Genomic DNA, 17,903 nt, shown 5'->3' on the forward strand with positions numbered 1-17,903 from the left:
ATGGGCACAGGTTTCTTTTCTTCCTGGACATTCTGGGCCCTGTTATCGGCGGCATTCGCGGCAATGACCGCCATTTTCGCGAAAGTCGGCATCGAAAACGTCAACTCAGACTTCGCCACCCTGCTACGTACGATAGTGGTATTGGTCAGCCTGGCCTTGATTTTGTACGCCACGGGCCAATATCAGTCATTGGGATCGATCTCTGCGAAGAGCTACCTGTTCCTGCTGTTGTCGGGCCTTGCCACCGGTGCATCGTGGATCTGTTATTTCCGTGCACTCAAGGTCGGTCCGGCGTCACTGGTTGCCCCAGTGGACAAACTCAGCGTGGTGCTGGTGGCTGTTCTTGGCGTTGTCCTGCTGGGAGAAAAACTCGACCTGCGCCAATGGGGCGGAATCGGTCTGATCACGGCCGGTGTCGTCATGCTGGCCCTACGGCGCTAGGCGAACGTCCTACAAAACTTATCCACTCATCTGACATATCAAAGTCAAAAGGCCCTATTGCGCTGACTGAAGCTGAACACGACCTGTCAGGCAAAAGCCCGAAACACTCTGCCGCTAGCCAGTAACACTTCAGCTGTGCAACATGGCGCGCGTGCCTTCCACAAATGGGAATTCCCTTTATGAAACGTTTTCTTAGCATCGCCATGGCGTTGTGCATCGGCCTGACGATGAGTCTCGACGTCAATGCCGCCAAGCGCTTCGGTGGTGGCAAAAGCGCCGGCGCTGCGCCGACACACCAGACCAGCCAGATGGCTCCTTCTTCTCCAGGCATGGGCGGCGCTGCGGCGACCGCTGGTGCTGCCGGTGCCGCTGGCGCCGCTGCCAAGGCCGGTGGCGCTTCGCGCTGGCTCGGCCCTCTGGCCGGTATCGCGGCCGGCGGCCTGCTGGCCTCCATGTTCATGGGTGGCGGCTTCCAGGGCATGCAGATCTTCGACATCCTGATCATGGCGGTCATTGCGTTCCTGATCTTCCGCTTTATCGCCGCCCGTCGTCGCAAGCAGCAAGAGCACTACGCTCCGGCCGGCCACGCACCGATGCAACGTGAGGCATTCGAACAAAAGCCCGCCGGCGGTTCGATCTTCGGTGGATCGCCAGCGCCTGTTGCCACTCGTCCAGTGATCAACGCGCCAGCCTGGTTCAATGAAAGAAACTTCGTCGAAGCGGCGCGCAATCACTTCCAGTCCCTGCAACAGCACTGGGACGCCAACGAAATGGACAAGATCGCCGAGTTCGTGACCCCGCAAATGCTGGAGTTCCTCAAGCGTGAGCGTGCTGACCTGGGCGACGGTTTCCAGTCCACCTACATCGACAACCTCAATGTACAGCTGGACGGTGTGGACGATCGCGCCGACAAGACCATCGCCACCCTGACTTTCACTGGCGTGTCGAAAACCTCGCGTTTCGACCAGGGTGAAGTCTTCAGCGAAAGCTGGAACATGGAACGTGCACAGGGCGAAAACCAGCCTTGGCTGGTAGCCGGTATCCGCCAGAACGGCTGATCCCGCGTAGTTCTATTCGGAAGGTGCCGAGCCTGTTTTTAACGCCGTATGATCGACGCGCAGGCACGTTCCGGACAGAACTTCACCTGCTGTAAACAAAACCCCGGCTCAGGCCGGGGTTTTCTATTTCGCGGTTGCATCTATAGCAAGCTACTGTATAAACCGCCCCATATAAACCGCGCCATACAAGCAAGAGGATCCCGGACGTGGAAGAAATCATCGAACAACTGCGTGAAGCCAACGAACCGGTACCGGTCCCCTTGGAATTGCCTGACGAAGACCTGCTGGTCGAAATCGAAGAACAATTGTTCATCGACATTCCGTTTGTCTTCAGAGAGTTTCTGCTGACCGTCAGCGACGTGGTCTACGGCAGCCTGGAACCGGTCACCGTGACCGACCCTCAATCCCACACCTACCTGCCCGACGTTGCTGCCAACGCCTGGGACGCCGGTGTCGATCGCAGCATGATTCCGATTTGCCAGGACGGAGACGACTACTATCTGGTCGAAGAAGACGGCACCGTGGTGCTTTGGCAAGCTGAAGAAGAGCTCATCGCCGAAGAAACCTGGGAGTCGGTGTGGCACTGGGCGCGGGACGTCTGGCTGGAAAGCTGATCCAGTCAACGCCGCTGGGTGGTCAATGCCCGGACGACTCCTTGTGATTGTCGAGGGTTTCCAGCAACGCCACCTGCATCCGCGTATGCACACGAATGAACCAGCGCCACAGCAGTGCCGCCACGGCGGCCGCGACCACGGCGATCAGTACCAGCAACTTGTTGGTCGGCAGAATACTGGCCGACAAGGCTGCCAGCAGTAAAAAGATCACCAGCAGCGACAGGATCGGGATCACTTCGGCGATTACCCGGCGCACTCGCTGCGTGTGGCGCCCGGCCATCTCCGGCTTCACGCCCATTTCCGCCAACAACATCGACAGTGCCTTTAGCTTGCGGTACGCCGCAATCAAAAACGGCAGCGATAACAGCAGCGCCCCACCCCAGATCAACGCCTTTTGCCAGCTCGGATCGCTGATCCAGCCTTGCAGGTACGCCGACATGCGTTCGGCGAAGTACGCCCCCGAGAAGAAGATCGCGATCACGAGCGCCAGATTGACTCCAACCTGCAGCAAAATCCTGCGAATCATGGATGCCAGTAACGCGCCCTCACCCTGAGGCTGGATGCTACGCAGCCATTCGCCGTACATCCCCAACACCCGTCCCAGGCGGTCTGGCATGGCGCCGGCAAGCTTGATCGACAATGGATCAGCCGCACGAATCAGATAAGGCGTCAGCAAGGTCGTGATCACCGAAACCGCCACAGCCACGGGGTACAGAAAGTTACTGGTAACCTGCAACGTCATGCCCAGTGCCGCGATGATGAAAGAGAATTCGCCAATCTGTGAAAGACCCATCCCGACACGCAGCGAGGTGCGTCCGTCATTGCCGGCGATAAATGCACCAAGGCCACAGGACAGCATCTTGCCGAGCACTACGGCTACGGTAATGACGGCAATTGGCCAGGCGTACTGAAGCAGGATCGCCGGATCGAGCATCAGCCCGATGGCCACAAAGAAAATCGCACTGAAAAGATCGCGAACCGGTTCAATCAGTCGTTCAATTTTCAGCAGTTGCCGCGACTCCGCCATGATCGCGCCGATCAGGAATGCCCCGAGGACCATGCTGTATTCAAGCTTGACCACCAGCAGGCAGAAGCCAAAACACAGGCCCAGCACCGTGATCAGCAGCATTTCGTTGCTTTCGAACCTGGCGACGTAGGCCAGCAGCCGCGGCACCATCAGGATGCCGATGACCAATGCGACGATCATGAACAGCGACAGTTTGCCGACCGTGGAAAATACTTCGCCGGAGCTGACCGTACCGCTGACGGCGATGCTGGATAACAGCGCGATGATGCCAATGCCCAGAATGTCTTCGACGATCAGCACCCCGAATATCAACTGGGCAAATCGCTCGTTCTTCAACTTCAGATCGTTGAGCGCCTTGACGATAATAGTGGTCGAGGAAATCGCCAGAATCGCGCCGAGGAACAGTGAATCCATGGTGTTCCAGTCAAACCAGCGGCCAATTTCGTAGCCGATCCAGATCATCAGCACGATTTCCAGGAACGCCGCGATGAATGCCGTGGCCCCAACCTTGAACAGCTTGCGCAGGCTGAACTCCAGGCCCAGGCAGAACATCAGGAATATCACTCCCAGTTCGGCCAGGGTCTTGATGGTTTCTTCGTCGTGGATCAGGCCGAATGGCGGAGTGTGCGGGCCAATGATGAAACCGGCGACGATGTAGCCCAGCACTACCGGTTGTTTCAGCCGATGGAAGAGTACGGTTACCACGCCTGCGATCAACATGATCACTGCCAGATCCTGAATGAAACTGATGGCATGCATGGCGTGAGACTCCCTGGATGGTATTGCTCGATCCCCGGAAGCAGGAAAAGTCTGATCGAGCAGAACAAAAATCGGAATTGCACGTAGGAAATGCCCTTGAGGCAAGGCTTTTTGCAGGGTAACACCGCGACTTCTGACAGAAAGGCGGTGCAATATATGGAAACAGATCGTTCCGGCGTGACGGCGACTCCGCACCCGGCGTCCCGATAACTGTTGGTTTGAAAAAACCGCTGAGGCACCCGCAGAGGTGCATCCCTCAAACCTGGCCTTGACCCGTGAGAATGCTATGGAACCCGGAAACGCCCAGCTGTCGATGACGGTATTGATGACCCCTGACATGGCCAACTTCTCTGGCAATGTTCACGGCGGTACCCTGCTCAAATACCTAGACGAAGTGGCCTACGCCTGCGCCAGCCGTTATGCCGGCCGCTATGTGGTGACCCTGTCGGTGGATCAGGTCATTTTCCGTGAGCCGATCCATGTCGGCGAACTGGTGACCTTTCTCGCCTCGGTCAACTACACCGGCAACACCTCCATGGAGGTGGGCATCAAAGTGGTGACCGAGAACATCCGCGAACGCTCGGTGCGCCACACCAACAGTTGCTTCTTCACCATGGTCGCGGTGGATGACCAGCGTAAACCTGCATCGGTACCACCGCTGCAACCGCAGAACAGCGAGGACAAGCGCCGCTATATGCAGGCTCAACAGCGTCGGCAGATTCGTCAGGAGTCGGAAAAGCGCTATCAGGAGATCAAGGGCGACGTCTAAGTGGTCTGTCAGGCTGATGGTGTTCGTTAGATAGCCTTCGTCGGATCGCCGCCCGGAGCAAGCCCGCTCCCACACTGGATCTATGCAACACCGAAGATCAAATGTGGGAGCGGGCTTGCTCGCGAATGGGGTCAATGCAAAATCAAAGGCTGATCGAGGTCGCCTCGAACCGCACCCGCGGATGGGCAATCCGGTCCTGGGCCCGGACCAGTTCCAACTCGTAGCTGGTACACGCCTGGGTTTCCAGCAGCACTTCATGCACCGCCGACGCCGTGAACTCGAAAGCTGCCACCAGGCTGTCACCCAACAACACACGCGCCAGGAACAGCCCGGACGTCAGATCGCCCACGCCCACCGGCTGACGCGGGAACGCCAGCAGCGGACGCTGCAAGTGCCAGCTGCCTTCGGCCGTTACCAGCAGCATCTCGAAGGCCTCTGCCGATTTGCCTGGGTAGTCCAGATGCTTGACCAGCACTGCTTTCGGGCCGCGCGCCAACAATGCACGTGCCATGGCCAGGCAATCGAACAGCGATTGCGGCTTGCGCCCGGAGAAGCTGTCCAGCTCCAGCTGGTTCGGACACATGAAGTCCGCCACGGCGGCGGCCTCTTCCAACAGGAAATCACTGACCTCCGCCGGAACACTGCAGCCCTTCTCCGGATGCCCCATGACCGGGTCACACAGGTACAGCGCCTTGGGATTCATCGACTTGATCCGCGCCACCCCTGTCAGGATCGCCCGGCCTTGGGCCGCACTGCCGAGGTAACCGGAGAGCACCGCATCGCAGTTACCCAACTCGCCAATCGCCGCGATACCCTCGACCAGGTCGGGGATCTGGTGCGGCGCCAGCACCTCACCGGCCCACTGACCGTACTGGGTGTGATTGGAGAACTGCACGGTGTTGAGCGGCCAGACATTCACCCCGACCCGTTGCATCGGGAAAACCGCGGCGCTGTTGCCGGCGTGACCGAATACCACGTGGGACTGGATAGCGAGCAAATGCGGTGTACGTTTCATGCGGTGGATTTCCGTAAAACGATTGAAATTCTAGCCGCGCAGTATGCGACTAAACGCAGCCTGTACGACAGACCAGCGACGCAGTTAAGCTGACACTATCTTGTTGGAGCACCCTGTTGATGCTGACCCTTGGAAATATATTCGTGCTGATGCTGTTCGCCACTGCCGGCGCATGGCTATGGCACAACCACGGCTTGCGCGAGCGCGCGCTGGAGCGGGTCAAGCAGCATTGCGGCAAACTCGGGATCGAATTGCTGGACGGCAACGTGGCCTTGAAAAGAATCGCGTTCATCAAGGATGCCAGTGGTCGGCGACGCCTGGCCCGTGTGTACAACTTCGAATTCACTGTGACCGGTGAAAGCCGGCACAACGGCACCATCACCCAGTTCGGCGCTCACAGCGCACAGATTGAGCTGGCGCCCTACCCGGTCCCGTTCGACGAAACCGAACCAGTGGTCGACGTGGCGAAACCTCGCGCGGAAGTGATCGAGCTGAGCCAGTGGCGTCAGGACCATACCAAGTGGCGGCCTTGAGCCGTTAACACGATCCGGGGCGGCACGCTGCCAGCTCACGCTGCAGTCGTTCTGCATTCTGCGCCTCACTGAAAATCAGCTCGATACGCGAGTCCTGCCGCCATTCACTGGGCTGCCAGTGCAGCACCGAGTTATCCACCGCGTTCGCCGAAACCCAGCCGTGGGCGCTGTGGATAACCAGCTTCGCCCGCCTCCAGGCAAGGCTTTCAAGCCACCGGCCAACCAGAGCGGCATCAAACACCTGGCTTGCGTGCCAACGCCATCCGATGCTCCAGCCTCCTTCCTGTTCCTGGCTCAAGCAAATGGGCAACGCAGGATCGCTCCAGACCGCCGGCAACTGCGCCAATCCCTTGGGCAAGGCGAAGTTATCCACACCTGCCAGCGCCTTGGCATTCAGCCCCGGCAATTCGCTCAAGGGTAAAGCCGCCTGTTGCGTCCAGCACAGGGGGAGCGGCGGCAATTGTCCGGCGATTCGCTGGCGACTGTCTTCGTCGAGACCTTCAGACTTGTTCAACAGCAGCAATCCCGCATGGCCCAGCGCTTGCTGTTGAACATCCGGCAGCGGTTTGCCAGCGGCGAGCAACTGGGCATCCAACACCAGCACACAAGGCTGAACAGCCAACACGCCTTGCCACGGCGCCTCACTCAATTGCCTGAGCAACTGCGCCGGATGCCCCAGCCCTGAGGGTTCGATGAACAGCCGATCCGGTTGCGCCTTGCGCAACAAGCGCCCAAGACCAATCTGAAACGGCGCACCGTTGACGCAACACAAGCAGCCACCGGCCACTTCCCCCAGTGCGATACCATCGGCGTCCCGGGTCAGTAGCGCAGCGTCGAGACCGATCTGGCCAAACTCGTTGATCAACACCGCCCACCGCTCGCCAGCCGGGCGCTGGGCCAGCAGGTGCTTGATCAGGCTGGTCTTGCCGGCGCCCAACGGGCCGGCAATGACATGAGTGGGGATATTCTGCAGCATGGTTGATGATTTCTGAGGAGGTGGTGGATGCGGTTGATCGGCTTGTCGTTGCTCCTGGCACTCGTTTCAGGCGAGGCACTGGCCCAGGCGTGTGTGGTTCACAGCCAGGGCGAGCGGCTTGACGTCCAGCTTTGCCAGCAGAACCGCAACATCCCGCCAAAGCTCTTTGCCGATGGCTTCTGCCAGCCGAACCTGGCGGGGCAGAAAGTCGAAGTGCAGTATGTCGATCAATGCCCCGGCGGCGCATTTGGTATCTGCAGCAACGCCCAAGTCGCCAATATGCCCTACCGACAGGATATTCACTATTACGGCGTTGCCGCCGACGCGGCGTATTTGCAGCCGTACTGCGAGGCCCAGAGCCAGGGCACCTGGCTCAAGCCTTGAAACGCCAGTAGTGGATCAGGCGGCTTCTTCATACCAAGGGCCGAATGGATCAGGCAGCAAACGCCAGCCCTCTACGCCCAGCGCCATTTCCTCATCGGTCAGCAGGCATGCGTCCAGCTCGGCCGTGAGTTGCGTGAAGTCGATGTTCTGGCCGATGAACACCAGTTCCTGGCGACAATCCCCGCTGTCGGCGGTCCAGTTTTTCATGATCCCGGTGGTACTTTCTTCGTCCTGCGGCCATTGGTTTTTCGGTACGAAACGCCACCAGCGCCCGGCAAAACCATAGCGCATCAAACCACCGGCCTGAGACCAACTGCCGGCGTCCATGTGCTTGCTCGCCAGCCAGAAAAAGCCCTTGGAGCGCAGCAGCTTGCCGTTGTCCCAAGGACCGTCGATGAAGTTGAAGAAACGCTGCGGATGGAACGGCCGGCGAGCCCGGTAAGCACTGGAAGCGATGCCGTACTCTTCGGTCTCCGGTACGTGTTCGCCGCGCAGTTCCTGCAACCATCCCGGTGCCTGGGCAGCCTTTTCGAAGTCAAAACGACCGGTGTTGAGAATCTTGTTCAAAGGGATTTCGCCCATCGCCATCGGAATGATTTCCGCCCGGGCGTTGAGCCGTTCAAGTATGGCGATCAGTTCTTCGCGTTGGTGGCGGCTGATCAAGTCGATCTTGCTGAGCAAAATCACATCGGCGAACTCGACTTGCTCGATCAATAGATCGGTAATTGAACGTTCGTCTTCTTCCCCAAGTGTTTCTCCTCGGGAAGCCAGGCTTTCGGCAGCCTGGTAATCGAGCAGGAAGTTCATGCCATCGACCACCGTGACCATGGTGTCGAGACGTGCGATGTCGTTGAGGCTCTGGCCGTTTTCATCGCGGAAGGTGAAGGTTTCCGCCACCGGCAGCGGTTCGGAAATACCGGTGGACTCGATCAGCAGATAGTCGAAGCGACCCTCCCTGGCGAGTTGACTCACCTCCTCCAGCAAGTCTTCACGTAACGTACAGCAAATACACCCGTTACTCATCTCCACCAACCGCTCTTCAGCCCGATTAAGGCTGACATCGCGCTGGACTTCGGTGCCATCGACGTTGATTTCGCTCATATCGTTGACGATTACTGCAACTCGCAATCCATCGCGATTACGTAGTATGTAATTAAGAAGTGTACTTTTTCCGGCGCCAAGAAAGCCGGAGAGAACGGTCACGGGGAGTCGATTGGACATCTGCATATTCCTCACAGGGATGCCCGGTCGCTGTGTCGGGCTTGCTTAATGTTATACTATAACAGCAAAAACAAACCATCCCTCTTGCCCGACAGGGCAAAGAACACGATGCTGAACGCCGCTCCCTTCGTGAGAAACCCCATGCGCAACGCCCTCAAACCTGCATTGATCATGTTTTCCCTGCTGGTGACTGCCGACGCGATGGCCCAGGTCCCAAGCCTGGCCAGATGCACCCGCAGCGCCAACCTGCTGGCCTGTGTGGATGCGGATGGCAACGCCTACAGCGTCAACACCGCCGGCAGCATCATCTACCTGCGGGGTTTCGAAACGGCCGGAAAACGCTATTGGGCGCAGACCAACAGCCGCTACGGCCAGCTTGTGTTTTTCACCGGTATCGCTTCCGACGGCGAGGCCTGGGTTGGCTACAACCAGCGCGTCGGCTGGACCACCATCAACCGGTTTTCCAGCTCTGGCGGCAGCAGCGCCAGGTTCACCTGCAGCCGGATCGCTGGCTGTTAAGTCTCTTTGTTTTTCTGTTGATGGCGTGAAATCAGGCTGAACATGTGGCGGTTGCGCATGATGAAAGTCTGTTCATGAAAAAGGCATCGTCGACTGCATTGTTATACTATAACATTGTAAATCAACTCCCACGATGGACCTGCTCATGAATGCGCTGACTCTGCCGGATATCGCCGCGCAGGCCTCAAGCCAAGCCCTGCCACTGGAGTGGGTGGGCATGTGCGGCATTGCTCTTCCCGTTTTGTTTGATGGCCAACGACTGAATGCAAAGGTCGATGCCGGCGTGAGCCTCGACGATGGCAACGCGCGCGGCATTCACATGTCACGGCTCTATCTGGCGCTTGAGTTGCTCGAGCAGGAAAGCCTTTCACCGGCTTTATTGCGGCGGGTTTTGCAGCGTTTTCTTGAGAGTCATGAAGGGCTGTCCAGCAGTGCGCACCTAACAATTCATGCCGATTTATTGTTGAAAAGGCTGGCGCTGATCAGCCCGCTGGCTGGCTGGAAAAGCTATCCAGTCAGCATCAAAGCACGTTTGAAAAACGCGATGTTCCACGTGGAACTAAAAATCGACGTGCCTTATTCCTCAACTTGCCCATGCTCCGCGGCCCTTTCTCGACAGCTGATTCAGCAGCAATTCGTCGATGATTTCGCCAACAAACCACTGCAACACGCCGACGTTTTAGCCTGGCTCGGCTCCACGAACGGCATAGTCGCCACACCTCACAGCCAACGCAGCAGCGCAAAGTTGCTCGTACGGTTGGCTGATTTTTTGGACGAGTTGCCCCTGATCGCCGTCATCAACGACGCCGAAGCCGCACTCTGCACCGCCGTTCAAACAGCGGTAAAACGCGCCGACGAACAAGCCTTCGCCCTGGCCAATGGTCAGAACCTGATGTTCTGCGAGGACGCCGCACGCCGTTTGAATCTGGCCCTGAAACGCTCCACAGGCATCAATGCCTTCCATATTCGCGTCACCCACGCCGAAAGCCTGCACGCCCATGACGCCGTAGCCGAAAGCCGTTTCAACTGGGAGGCCACATGATTGCTTGCCACGCCTTGCGCTGGGGCGCACCGGGGCAGCCACTCACACCAGCGCTGGACTTCGAACTGCCAAAGGGCAGCCTGACCGCCATCATCGGTACGAACGGCTCCGGGAAAAGCAGCCTGTTGAAGGTCATCGCTGGCCTGCAAAAACCGTTGGCCGGAAAGGTGCGACTGGATGTTCCCCTCAAGGGCGGTGTGTCGTTCCTGCCCCAGCAACAACACCTGGACAGGCAATTTCCGATCAGCCTTCAGGCATTGGTCGCTGCCGGCTTCTGGGGTAACAAACAGTCACCGGAGATCCGCAGCCAACGACTGAAATCCGTCCTCGAAAACTGGTGCCTGAACGGCCTGGAAGACCGACCCTTGATGGCCCTCTCCGGCGGCGAATTGCAACGCGCCCTGCTCGCCCGATTGAGCCTGACCGACGCGCCCCTGCTGTTGCTCGATGAACCCCACGCGGCCCTTGATGAACTCGGCCAGGCACTGCTCTGGAAGCACATACACGAATGGCACCTCGAAGGCCGGACACTGATAGTGGTGTGCCATGACCTCGCCGCCGTCCGCGAGCACATCCCACACACCTTGCTGATCAAAAGCAGTGGATGCGCATTCGGCCCGAGCATCGAACTGATCCACCAACCACCCCAAGCGCAGGTGGCCTGATGATCGCTGCCGCGCAGCTTTGGCAACCGTTCCACGAGTTCGTCTTCATGCGTCGGGCACTGCTCGGTGGTTTGGTCCTGGCGTGCAGCACGGCTCCCCTGGGAGTGTTTCTGATCCTGCGGCGCATGAGCTTGATCGGCGATGCCGTCGCCCACGGCATCCTTCCCGGTGCGGCCCTGGGTTTCTGGTTTGCCGGGTTGAGCCTCCCTGCGTTGACCATCGGTGGCCTCGGTGCCGGCCTGAGCATGGCTGGCCTCGCGGCCTGGATTACGCGACGCACCGGCCTGCGAGAGGACGCCAGCCTCGCGGCGATCTACCCGATTTCCCTGGCCGGTGGCGTGCTGATTCTCGGCATCGCCGGCAAACGCCTGGACCTGTTGCACCTGCTGTTTGGCTCGGCGCTGGCGGTCGACGGCCCGACCTTGACCGGCATGCTTTGGGTCTCGGGCCTGAGCCTGATTGCCATGGTGCTGATCTACAAACCACTGCTTCTCGACACCCTCGACCCGCTTTTTCTGCAAACCGTCAGCCGACTCGGCCCACTGGCCCACGGCGTGTTCCTGACGCTGGTGGTGTTGAATCTGGTCATCGGCTTCCAGGCGATCGGCGCGTTGATGGTGGTCGGCCTGATGATGTTGCCTGCTGCCGCGGCGCGTTTCTGGAGTCGTCGTCTGCCGGTGCTGATCGTCGTCGCCGCCTTGCTCGGCAGCCTCTCGGTGTGGCTCGGTTTATTGATCTCGTTCTATTACTCGCTGCCCAGTGGCCCGGCAATCGTGCTGGTGGCCGGCGGTGGGTATCTGTTGTCCGTGGTGTTCGGGCCGGTGCACGGCTTGCTGCGCCACCCGCCTTTGCTCACATCCCAATGAGGTGTTACCCGATGCGCGCTTTACTCGTGCTGTTCAGCTTGATGGTGTCGATGTCACTGTCTGCCGCCGAAAAACTTCAGGTGGTCACCAGCTTCAGCATCCTTGCTGACATGACCCGACAGATCGGCAAGGAGCATATCCAAATCACCAACATGGTTGGCCCGGACGCGGATGCCCACACCTACGAGCCGACACCGGACGACGCCAAAGCGCTGCTCAAAGCCAGGCTCATCATCAAGAACGGCCTGGGTTTCGAGCCCTGGCTGGATCGCCTGGTGACGAGCACAGAGACCCGGGCGCCGGTCATCAGCGCAAGCCACGGCGTCATCCCGCGTAGCCTGGATGAAGACGGCGAAACCGTTCCTGATCCGCACGCCTGGCATAACCTGGCGAACACCGAGTTGTACATCGCCAACATCACCAAGGCGCTGATCGCCGCCGACCCGGCGAACACCGCCGACTATGAGCGCAACAGCCAGGCGTATCTGAAACAGGTCTATGCCTTGCTCGCCGAAGCCAAGGCCAAACTCGGTTCACTGCCACCGGGCAACCGCAAGATCGTGACGTCCCATGACGCCTTCGGTTATCTCGGCCAGGCCTACGGCATCGAGTTCATGGCGCCTCAAGGCCTGTCCACCGAACGCGAACCTTCAGCCGCCGAAGTGGCCGCACTGATCACCCAGATTCGCCAGGCCAAAGTCAAAGCGGTGTTCATGGAAAACATCAAGGATGCTCGCCTGCTCAAGCAAATCGCGGATGAAAGCGGCGCGCAGATCGGCGGCACTTTGTACTCCGATGCCCTTGCGGCGAGCGGTCCGGCCAGCACCTTCACCGGGTTGTTCGGGTACAACCTCAACACCCTGTACAACGCGTTGAGCAAGCCATGATCCGCAAGAACCCTTCCGGCGATTTACCGCTGATTGCCGAGTCGGCCTACGTCGACAAAACGGCGATCATCTGCGGCAAAGTGGTGATCAGCGAGAACGTGTTCGTCGGGCCCTACGCGGTGATCCGCGCTGATGAAGTCGATGACTCAGGCGAGATGCAGCCGATCACCATCGGTGCCAACTCGAACATCCAGGACGGTGTGGTGATCCACTCCAAATCCGGTGCGGCGGTGACCATTGGCGAGTTCAGTTCCATCGCCCACCGCTCGATCGTGCATGGCCCCTGCACCGTGGGCAATCGAGTGTTCATCGGCTTCAACAGCGTGCTGTTCAACTGCGTGGTCGGTGACGGTTGCGTGGTGCGGCACAACTCGGTGGTCGACGGTCGTGACCTGCCTGAGGCCTTCTACGTGCCCTCCACCACGCGCATCGGCCCTAACACCGACCTCTCGCAATACCCGCCGGTGAGCGTCAGTGCCTCGGAGTTTTCCGAAGACGTGGCGCGCACCAACGTCGACCTGGTGCGCGGCTACAAAGCCCTGCAAAACGAGTTCTGACGCGGGTGGCCAAAAACAGCCATCGTGTCAGGACAAATTGCCTGGCACGACAAACGTCTTAATGTTTGCCCCTACGGTTTATGCGATAACGCTCGTTAGAAGCACCTGAGTACGCCGACCATGATCCAGATCACCCTGCCCGATGGTTCATTGCGTGAATACGACCAGCCACTGTCCGTGCACGAGGTGGCCGCCAGCATCGGCCCCGAACTGGCCAGCGCGGCTGTAGCGGGCCGAGTCAATGGTGTGCTGGTGGACTGTGAATACATGATCGAGGCGGATGCCCGGGTCAGCATTGTCACCCCCCGGGAGCCGGACGGCCTGGAGATCTTGCGCCGCTCCTGTGCCTTGATGCTGGCGATGGCGGTCAAGCAACTCCACCCGCATGCGCAAATGCGTGCGGGCAAGGAATTGGGCGACGGTTTCTTTTACGAGTTTGCCGTCGAGCCACCGCTGACCGCGGCAGACCTGCCCCTCATCGAAGCGCGCATGCAATCACTGGCAGCGACCAATCACTCGATCCGTCGTCGGCAACCGCGCGAAGAGGTCTCGCTGTACCGGCTGGGGGACACCGAGTACCAGAGCCATGGACCGCATGTCCCCACCACCAAAGTCTTGCAGGCGTTTACCCTCGACCACATCAACGGCACGTTACAACAACGGATCTACGGCACCTGCTGGTCCAGCCATCAGGAACTGCAACAGTGGTGCGTTCCACCCCACGTGGTCGTTGTGAGCATGGATGATCGCCAGGCGACTTATGCACAAGCGGTGACCGAATCCTTGCGCCAACGGGGCGTGCGCGCCAGGGCCGACCTGCGTAACGAAAAAGTTCACTACAAGATTCGCCAGCACAGCCAGACCGTGCCGTATCTGGTGGTGGTGGGCGAGAAAGAACAAGCTGGGGGATTTGTCAGTGTGCGCAGCCGCACGGGGGAAGATTTTGGCCGGATGCCTGTCGAGGCGGCGTGTGAATGGTTGAGTCGGCCGGGGATTTAGGGAGCTGTGCGGACGCTTTCGCGAGCAGGCTCGCTCCCACAGAGAACGCACAATCAATGTGGGAGCTGTGCTCGCGAAGCTCTTTTAAGCTCTTGGCTTCACCGTGCCGCAATCCTGTCCCAACCAGACGGCGCGGGATTCGAGGCTGCCCTTCTGCTGAATGCCGGTGGCGTTGAACGTCCCGTTGACCTTGGTGGTGAATTCGCGATCACTGAGGAATGTCGCCACGCCCGCACCCTGGGCTCTCGGGCAGCTGAAACGGAATTTCCACTGATTGCCGGAGCGGTCGGTGATTTCCTGCTTGCAGCCCGACTGCGGATCGGTCAGCGGAATGTTATCGGTCTTGACTTGCTCCGGGGTCAGGCACGCCCGGACCCCTTTACCGCCCATAGTGATGCCCTGTTTTTCCAGCTGTGCACGCTGCTCAGGGGTCATCTGGCTCTGGAGCTGACCGAGGATCAATTGCAGGTCCGGCATATTCTGTTCATCGACCTTCATGTTGCTCGTAGTCAGCTCCCACAATCCTGGTTGCAGCATTTGCGCGTGAGCCGCCACAGGAAGTGCCAAACCCAGTGCCATGGCCAAACCCAGCAGACGAACGTTCATCGAGTAACTCCTGATCAGTAGTGGCCGTTAGACGTCAGCCGCGCGCTTCGGTTCATGGGCCAATTAATTAGCGACATTCTGCACGGAACATGGTCTGTTAAGCACTGAATCTTCAGGAGCAAGGCAGCCCCCCATGGATTATTTCGGACCGCATATTTTCGGTTATACCGTCGCCCTGTTGCACTCGCTGGGCATGATCGCAGCCATACATGCCGTATTGACCGTCCGTACCGCTCAAGGCTCGATCGCCTGGGCGCTGTCGCTGTTTTTCATCCCTTACTTCACGCTGATCCCGTACCTGATGTTCGGCCGCAGTACCTTCGATGGCTACATCAAGGCCCGGCGGCAGGCCAACGAAGAAATGCGCAAGGCTGTTTCCGAACTCAACTGGCGACCCTGGGTAGAAGAAGCGCTCACCGCCCGTGCTTCTTCTGCATACGCCTCACTCAGAGCGATGCTCAAGCTCGGACACATGCCCTGCCTGGCCAACAACCAAATGCGTCTCTTGATCGACGGTCAGAACACGTTCGAGGCCATTTTCGAGGCCATCAGCCAGGCGAAAGAAGCTGTGCTGATCCAGTTTTTCATCGTTCACGACGACCGCCTCGGCCAACGCCTGCAAACCCTGCTGTTGAAGAAAGCCGCCGAGGGCGTGGCGATTTACCTGTTGTATGACCGAATCGGCAGTCACTCCCTGCCCCACGGCTACGTACAGGCCTTGCGTGATGGCGGGGTCGAGGTCAAAGCCTTCGCCACCCGCAGTGGCTGGCTCAATCGCTTTCAGGTGAACTTCCGCAACCACCGCAAGATCGTGGTGGTGGACGGCATTCTCGGCTTCGTCGGCGGGCACAACGTCGGTGACGAATACATGGGCGAGAAACCGCCCCTGGCGCCCTGGCGCGATACCCACGTGCAAGTGCGCGGGCCGGTGGTGGCGTGCATGCAGGAGTCTTTCGCCGAAGACTGGTTCTGGGCGGCTCGCGCACTGCCGCTGCTGATCCTGCCCGAGGTTTATCCGGAAGACGGCGTGCTGTGCCAGTTGCTCGCCAGCGGGCCGGCAGACGCCTACGAAACCTGTTCACTGTTCTTTGTCGAGGCCATCCATGCGGCGACGAAACGGGTGTGGATTACCAGCCCGTACTTCATCCCCGACGAAGCCGTATTCGCAGCTTTGCGCCTGGCGGTACTGCGCGGTGTGGATGTGCGCCTGCTGTTGCCGTCCAGGCCCGACCATCGAATCGTCTACGCCGCCTCCAGCCTCTACGCCTTCGAAGCGGTGCGCGCCGGAGTGCGGGTGTTCCGTTACCAACCCGGGTTCCTGCACCAGAAAGTGGTGCTGATCGACAGCGAAATCAGCGCCATCGGCAGCGCCAACCTGGACAACCGTTCGTTCCGGCTGAATTTCGAAGTGATGTTGCTGACCGTCGACCGCGCGTTCGCCGCCGAGGTGGAACAGATGCTCAACGATGACTTTGCCAACGCCCACGAAATCGCCAAAGAAGAAGGCCAGGAGACCCGCCGCCTGCAGCAGGTCGGCATGCGGGTCGCCCGGCTGATTTCACCGATTCTCTAGAGGTAGATATCGTCACGGGTCCATGGCAGTTCATGACTGCCATCGGCGTGGGCCTTCACCGCGAGAATCTGATGCAGGTTGATCCAGCCGCGAGCGAACGCGTAGGCGCAACCAGCCAGGTACAGCCGCCAGATGCGCAGGACTTGTTCCGGTACGAGTCTGGAGGCCGCTTCGAGGTTGTCTTCCAGGCGTTCGCTCCAGTGATCGAGCGTGCGAGCGTAGTGCAGGCGCAAACTCTCGACATCGACGATTTCCAGCCCGGCGTCACTGATCTCCGCTGAGATCATCGACAGGTGCGGCAACTCGCCGTTGGGGAACACATATTTCTCGATGAATTCTCCGGCACCACGTCCCACCGGACGACCGTCAATGTGTTTGGCGGTGATCCCGTGGTTCATCACCAGGCCGCCCTCTTTCACCGCGCCGAACAAGGTCTTGCAGTACTCGGCCAGATTGGCGTGGCCAACGTGTTCGAACATGCCGACGCTGACAACCTTGTCGAAACGGCCATCCTGCGGCAGATCGCGATAGTCGAGCAGTTGCAGTTCGACCAGGTCCTCCAGGCCCTCCGCTTTTACACGTTCCCGGGCCAGGTCCAACTGTTCCTTGCTGAGGGTGATACCGAACACTTTCGCGCCAAATTCTCGCGCCGCAAAACGCGCCAATCCGCCCCATCCGCAACCCACATCCAACAGGTATTCACCGGGCTGCAGGCGCAGCTTGCGGCACAGGTGACGGAACTTGGCTTGCTGGGCCTGTTCGAGGGTTTCGCTGCCCGTCTCGAAGTAAGCGCAGGAATACGCCATGTCGCTGTCGAGCCACAGCTGATAGAACGCGTTGGAAAGGTCGTAGTGGTAGGAAATCGCCTTGGCGTCCATCTCTTTGTCGTGGGCGCTACGAACCGGCTGATTGTCGTCGCTTTCATCCAGCAACGCCTGGCTCCATTCATCGCAGACGCGGATCACATCGCTGATGGAGCCTTCCAGTTCCAGTTTGCCTTCGACATACGCAGCGCCAAGGGCATCCAGGCTTGGATGGGTAAACTGGGTGACCATTTGTGGGTCCTTGACCACAATCGTGACACTGGGTGTCGGCCCCAGATTGAATTCATGGCCATCCCAGAGTCTCAGGCGAAGCGGTAGCTGCAGATTCTGTAAGGCCGGTGGAAGATGCGCGAGCATGGAGAATCCCCCTTGTTTCAGACGTCTAAACAGAGGGTAGACCATCTTTGAAAAATAGCTGGCTATCGAATCAATAGCCGTTTTCAATGAATCGCGATGCCTACACCTGCCGCCGCGAACGCACAAAAATGATGTGCCCTCATCTTCAATGACTACGAACCGGGCGCACAGTTCTAAAAAATTGAAGCCCCGTGATTACCCGGTTTAGAGC

Annotated in this window: 20 protein-coding genes; 14 read left to right on the forward strand and 6 right to left on the reverse strand. The window is 59.2% G+C overall.

Annotation, left to right across the window (positions count from 1 at the left end):
- The 3 genes from AC1DKH_RS06160 to AC1DKH_RS06170 all read left to right on the forward strand — a co-directional run bounded on the left by AC1DKH_RS06160 (position 1) and on the right by AC1DKH_RS06170 (position 2,113).
- A complete protein-coding gene (locus tag AC1DKH_RS06160) occupies positions 1-441 on the forward strand; it encodes an EamA family transporter (protein WP_116579800.1) in 441 nt (146 codons plus the stop codon).
- Between the two features lie 179 nt (positions 442-620).
- Complete coding sequence (locus AC1DKH_RS06165; protein ID WP_477752233.1) at positions 621-1,499, forward strand: Tim44 domain-containing protein; 879 nt, start codon at positions 621-623, stop codon at positions 1,497-1,499.
- A gap of 206 nt (positions 1,500-1,705) precedes the next feature.
- Complete coding sequence (locus tag AC1DKH_RS06170; RefSeq protein WP_077430996.1) at positions 1,706-2,113, forward strand: SMI1/KNR4 family protein; 408 nt, start codon at positions 1,706-1,708, stop codon at positions 2,111-2,113.
- Positions 2,114-2,135: 22 nt separating this feature from the next.
- Here the strand turns inward: AC1DKH_RS06170 and AC1DKH_RS06175 are convergent, their stop codons facing one another.
- Positions 2,136-3,899 carry a cation:proton antiporter gene (locus AC1DKH_RS06175; RefSeq protein WP_477759772.1) on the reverse strand — a complete coding sequence of 588 codons (1,764 nt, stop codon included), beginning with the start codon at positions 3,897-3,899 and terminating at the stop codon, positions 2,136-2,138.
- Positions 3,900-4,185: 286 nt separating this feature from the next.
- Between AC1DKH_RS06175 and AC1DKH_RS06180 the strand changes: the two genes are divergently transcribed.
- Positions 4,186-4,668 (forward strand): acyl-CoA thioesterase, encoded by a 483-nt coding sequence (locus tag AC1DKH_RS06180; RefSeq protein ID WP_046038855.1) that lies wholly within the window; start codon positions 4,186-4,188, stop codon positions 4,666-4,668.
- Between the two features lie 142 nt (positions 4,669-4,810).
- On the opposite strand, the gene pdxY is transcribed toward AC1DKH_RS06180, so the two are convergent.
- A complete protein-coding gene (pdxY, locus tag AC1DKH_RS06185) occupies positions 4,811-5,683 on the reverse strand; it encodes a pyridoxal kinase PdxY (protein WP_477797727.1) in 873 nt (290 codons plus the stop codon).
- Between the two features lie 119 nt (positions 5,684-5,802).
- On the opposite strand from pdxY, the gene AC1DKH_RS06190 reads away from it, so the two are divergent.
- Entirely contained in the window at positions 5,803-6,216 is a 414-nt protein-coding gene (locus AC1DKH_RS06190; RefSeq protein WP_056726805.1) for a DUF3301 domain-containing protein, read from the forward strand.
- Positions 6,217-6,220: 4 nt separating this feature from the next.
- On the opposite strand, the gene AC1DKH_RS06195 is transcribed toward AC1DKH_RS06190, so the two are convergent.
- Entirely contained in the window at positions 6,221-7,192 is a 972-nt protein-coding gene (locus AC1DKH_RS06195; RefSeq protein ID WP_477752230.1) for a CobW family GTP-binding protein, read from the reverse strand.
- A 27-nt stretch (positions 7,193-7,219) separates the two neighbouring features.
- Between AC1DKH_RS06195 and AC1DKH_RS06200 the strand changes: the two genes are divergently transcribed.
- Positions 7,220-7,576, forward strand: a complete 357-nt coding sequence (locus AC1DKH_RS06200; RefSeq protein ID WP_477797728.1) for an NADH:ubiquinone oxidoreductase — start codon at positions 7,220-7,222, stop codon at positions 7,574-7,576.
- Positions 7,577-7,591: 15 nt separating this feature from the next.
- Here AC1DKH_RS06200 and zigA read toward each other — a convergent pair whose 3' ends face one another.
- A complete protein-coding gene (zigA, locus tag AC1DKH_RS06205; RefSeq protein ID WP_477763076.1) occupies positions 7,592-8,797 on the reverse strand; it encodes a zinc metallochaperone GTPase ZigA in 1,206 nt (401 codons plus the stop codon).
- A 141-nt stretch (positions 8,798-8,938) separates the two neighbouring features.
- Between zigA and AC1DKH_RS06210 the strand changes: the two genes are divergently transcribed.
- The 7 genes from AC1DKH_RS06210 to AC1DKH_RS06240 all read left to right on the forward strand — a co-directional run bounded on the left by AC1DKH_RS06210 (position 8,939) and on the right by AC1DKH_RS06240 (position 14,332).
- Positions 8,939-9,316 carry a glutamine synthetase gene (locus AC1DKH_RS06210; RefSeq protein WP_477797729.1) on the forward strand — a complete coding sequence of 126 codons (378 nt, stop codon included), beginning with the start codon at positions 8,939-8,941 and terminating at the stop codon, positions 9,314-9,316.
- Between the two features lie 145 nt (positions 9,317-9,461).
- Positions 9,462-10,358: a GTP cyclohydrolase FolE2 gene (folE2, locus tag AC1DKH_RS06215; protein WP_477797730.1), complete on the forward strand. Its 897-nt coding sequence runs from the start codon at positions 9,462-9,464 to the stop codon at positions 10,356-10,358.
- Positions 10,355-11,023, forward strand: coding sequence for a metal ABC transporter ATP-binding protein (locus AC1DKH_RS06220; RefSeq protein WP_477797731.1), 669 nt, complete (start codon positions 10,355-10,357; stop codon positions 11,021-11,023). Before folE2 ends, AC1DKH_RS06220 begins: the two co-directional genes overlap by 4 nt.
- On the forward strand, positions 11,023-11,889 hold the full coding sequence (locus tag AC1DKH_RS06225) for a metal ABC transporter permease (RefSeq protein WP_477797732.1): 867 nt from the start codon (positions 11,023-11,025) through the stop codon (positions 11,887-11,889). The genes AC1DKH_RS06220 and AC1DKH_RS06225 overlap by 1 nt, the downstream gene beginning before the upstream one ends.
- An 11-nt stretch (positions 11,890-11,900) precedes the next feature.
- Positions 11,901-12,776, forward strand: coding sequence for a metal ABC transporter substrate-binding protein (locus AC1DKH_RS06230; RefSeq protein ID WP_477797733.1), 876 nt, complete (start codon positions 11,901-11,903; stop codon positions 12,774-12,776).
- Positions 12,773-13,333: a gamma carbonic anhydrase family protein gene (locus AC1DKH_RS06235; RefSeq protein ID WP_477797734.1), complete on the forward strand. Its 561-nt coding sequence runs from the start codon at positions 12,773-12,775 to the stop codon at positions 13,331-13,333. The genes AC1DKH_RS06230 and AC1DKH_RS06235 overlap by 4 nt, the downstream gene beginning before the upstream one ends.
- Before the next feature lie 120 nt (positions 13,334-13,453).
- On the forward strand, positions 13,454-14,332 hold the full coding sequence (locus AC1DKH_RS06240) for a His/Gly/Thr/Pro-type tRNA ligase C-terminal domain-containing protein (RefSeq protein ID WP_477797735.1): 879 nt from the start codon (positions 13,454-13,456) through the stop codon (positions 14,330-14,332).
- Positions 14,333-14,416: 84 nt separating this feature from the next.
- Here AC1DKH_RS06240 and AC1DKH_RS06245 read toward each other — a convergent pair whose 3' ends face one another.
- Positions 14,417-14,938, reverse strand: coding sequence for a DUF3617 domain-containing protein (locus AC1DKH_RS06245; protein WP_223459046.1), 522 nt, complete (start codon positions 14,936-14,938; stop codon positions 14,417-14,419).
- 133 nt (positions 14,939-15,071) lie between these two features.
- Here AC1DKH_RS06245 and cls point away from each other — a divergent pair, with 133 nt between their 5' ends.
- Positions 15,072-16,511: a cardiolipin synthase gene (gene cls / locus AC1DKH_RS06250; RefSeq protein WP_477797736.1), complete on the forward strand. Its 1,440-nt coding sequence runs from the start codon at positions 15,072-15,074 to the stop codon at positions 16,509-16,511.
- On the opposite strand, the gene cfaB is transcribed toward cls, so the two are convergent.
- Positions 16,508-17,692: a C17 cyclopropane fatty acid synthase CfaB gene (gene cfaB / locus AC1DKH_RS06255; protein ID WP_477752223.1), complete on the reverse strand. Its 1,185-nt coding sequence runs from the start codon at positions 17,690-17,692 to the stop codon at positions 16,508-16,510. The two genes, cls and cfaB, sit on opposite strands and share 4 nt — an antisense overlap.
- Positions 17,693-17,903: the final 211 nt, after the last annotated feature.

Source organism: Pseudomonas sp. 05L36 (assembly GCF_056398125.1).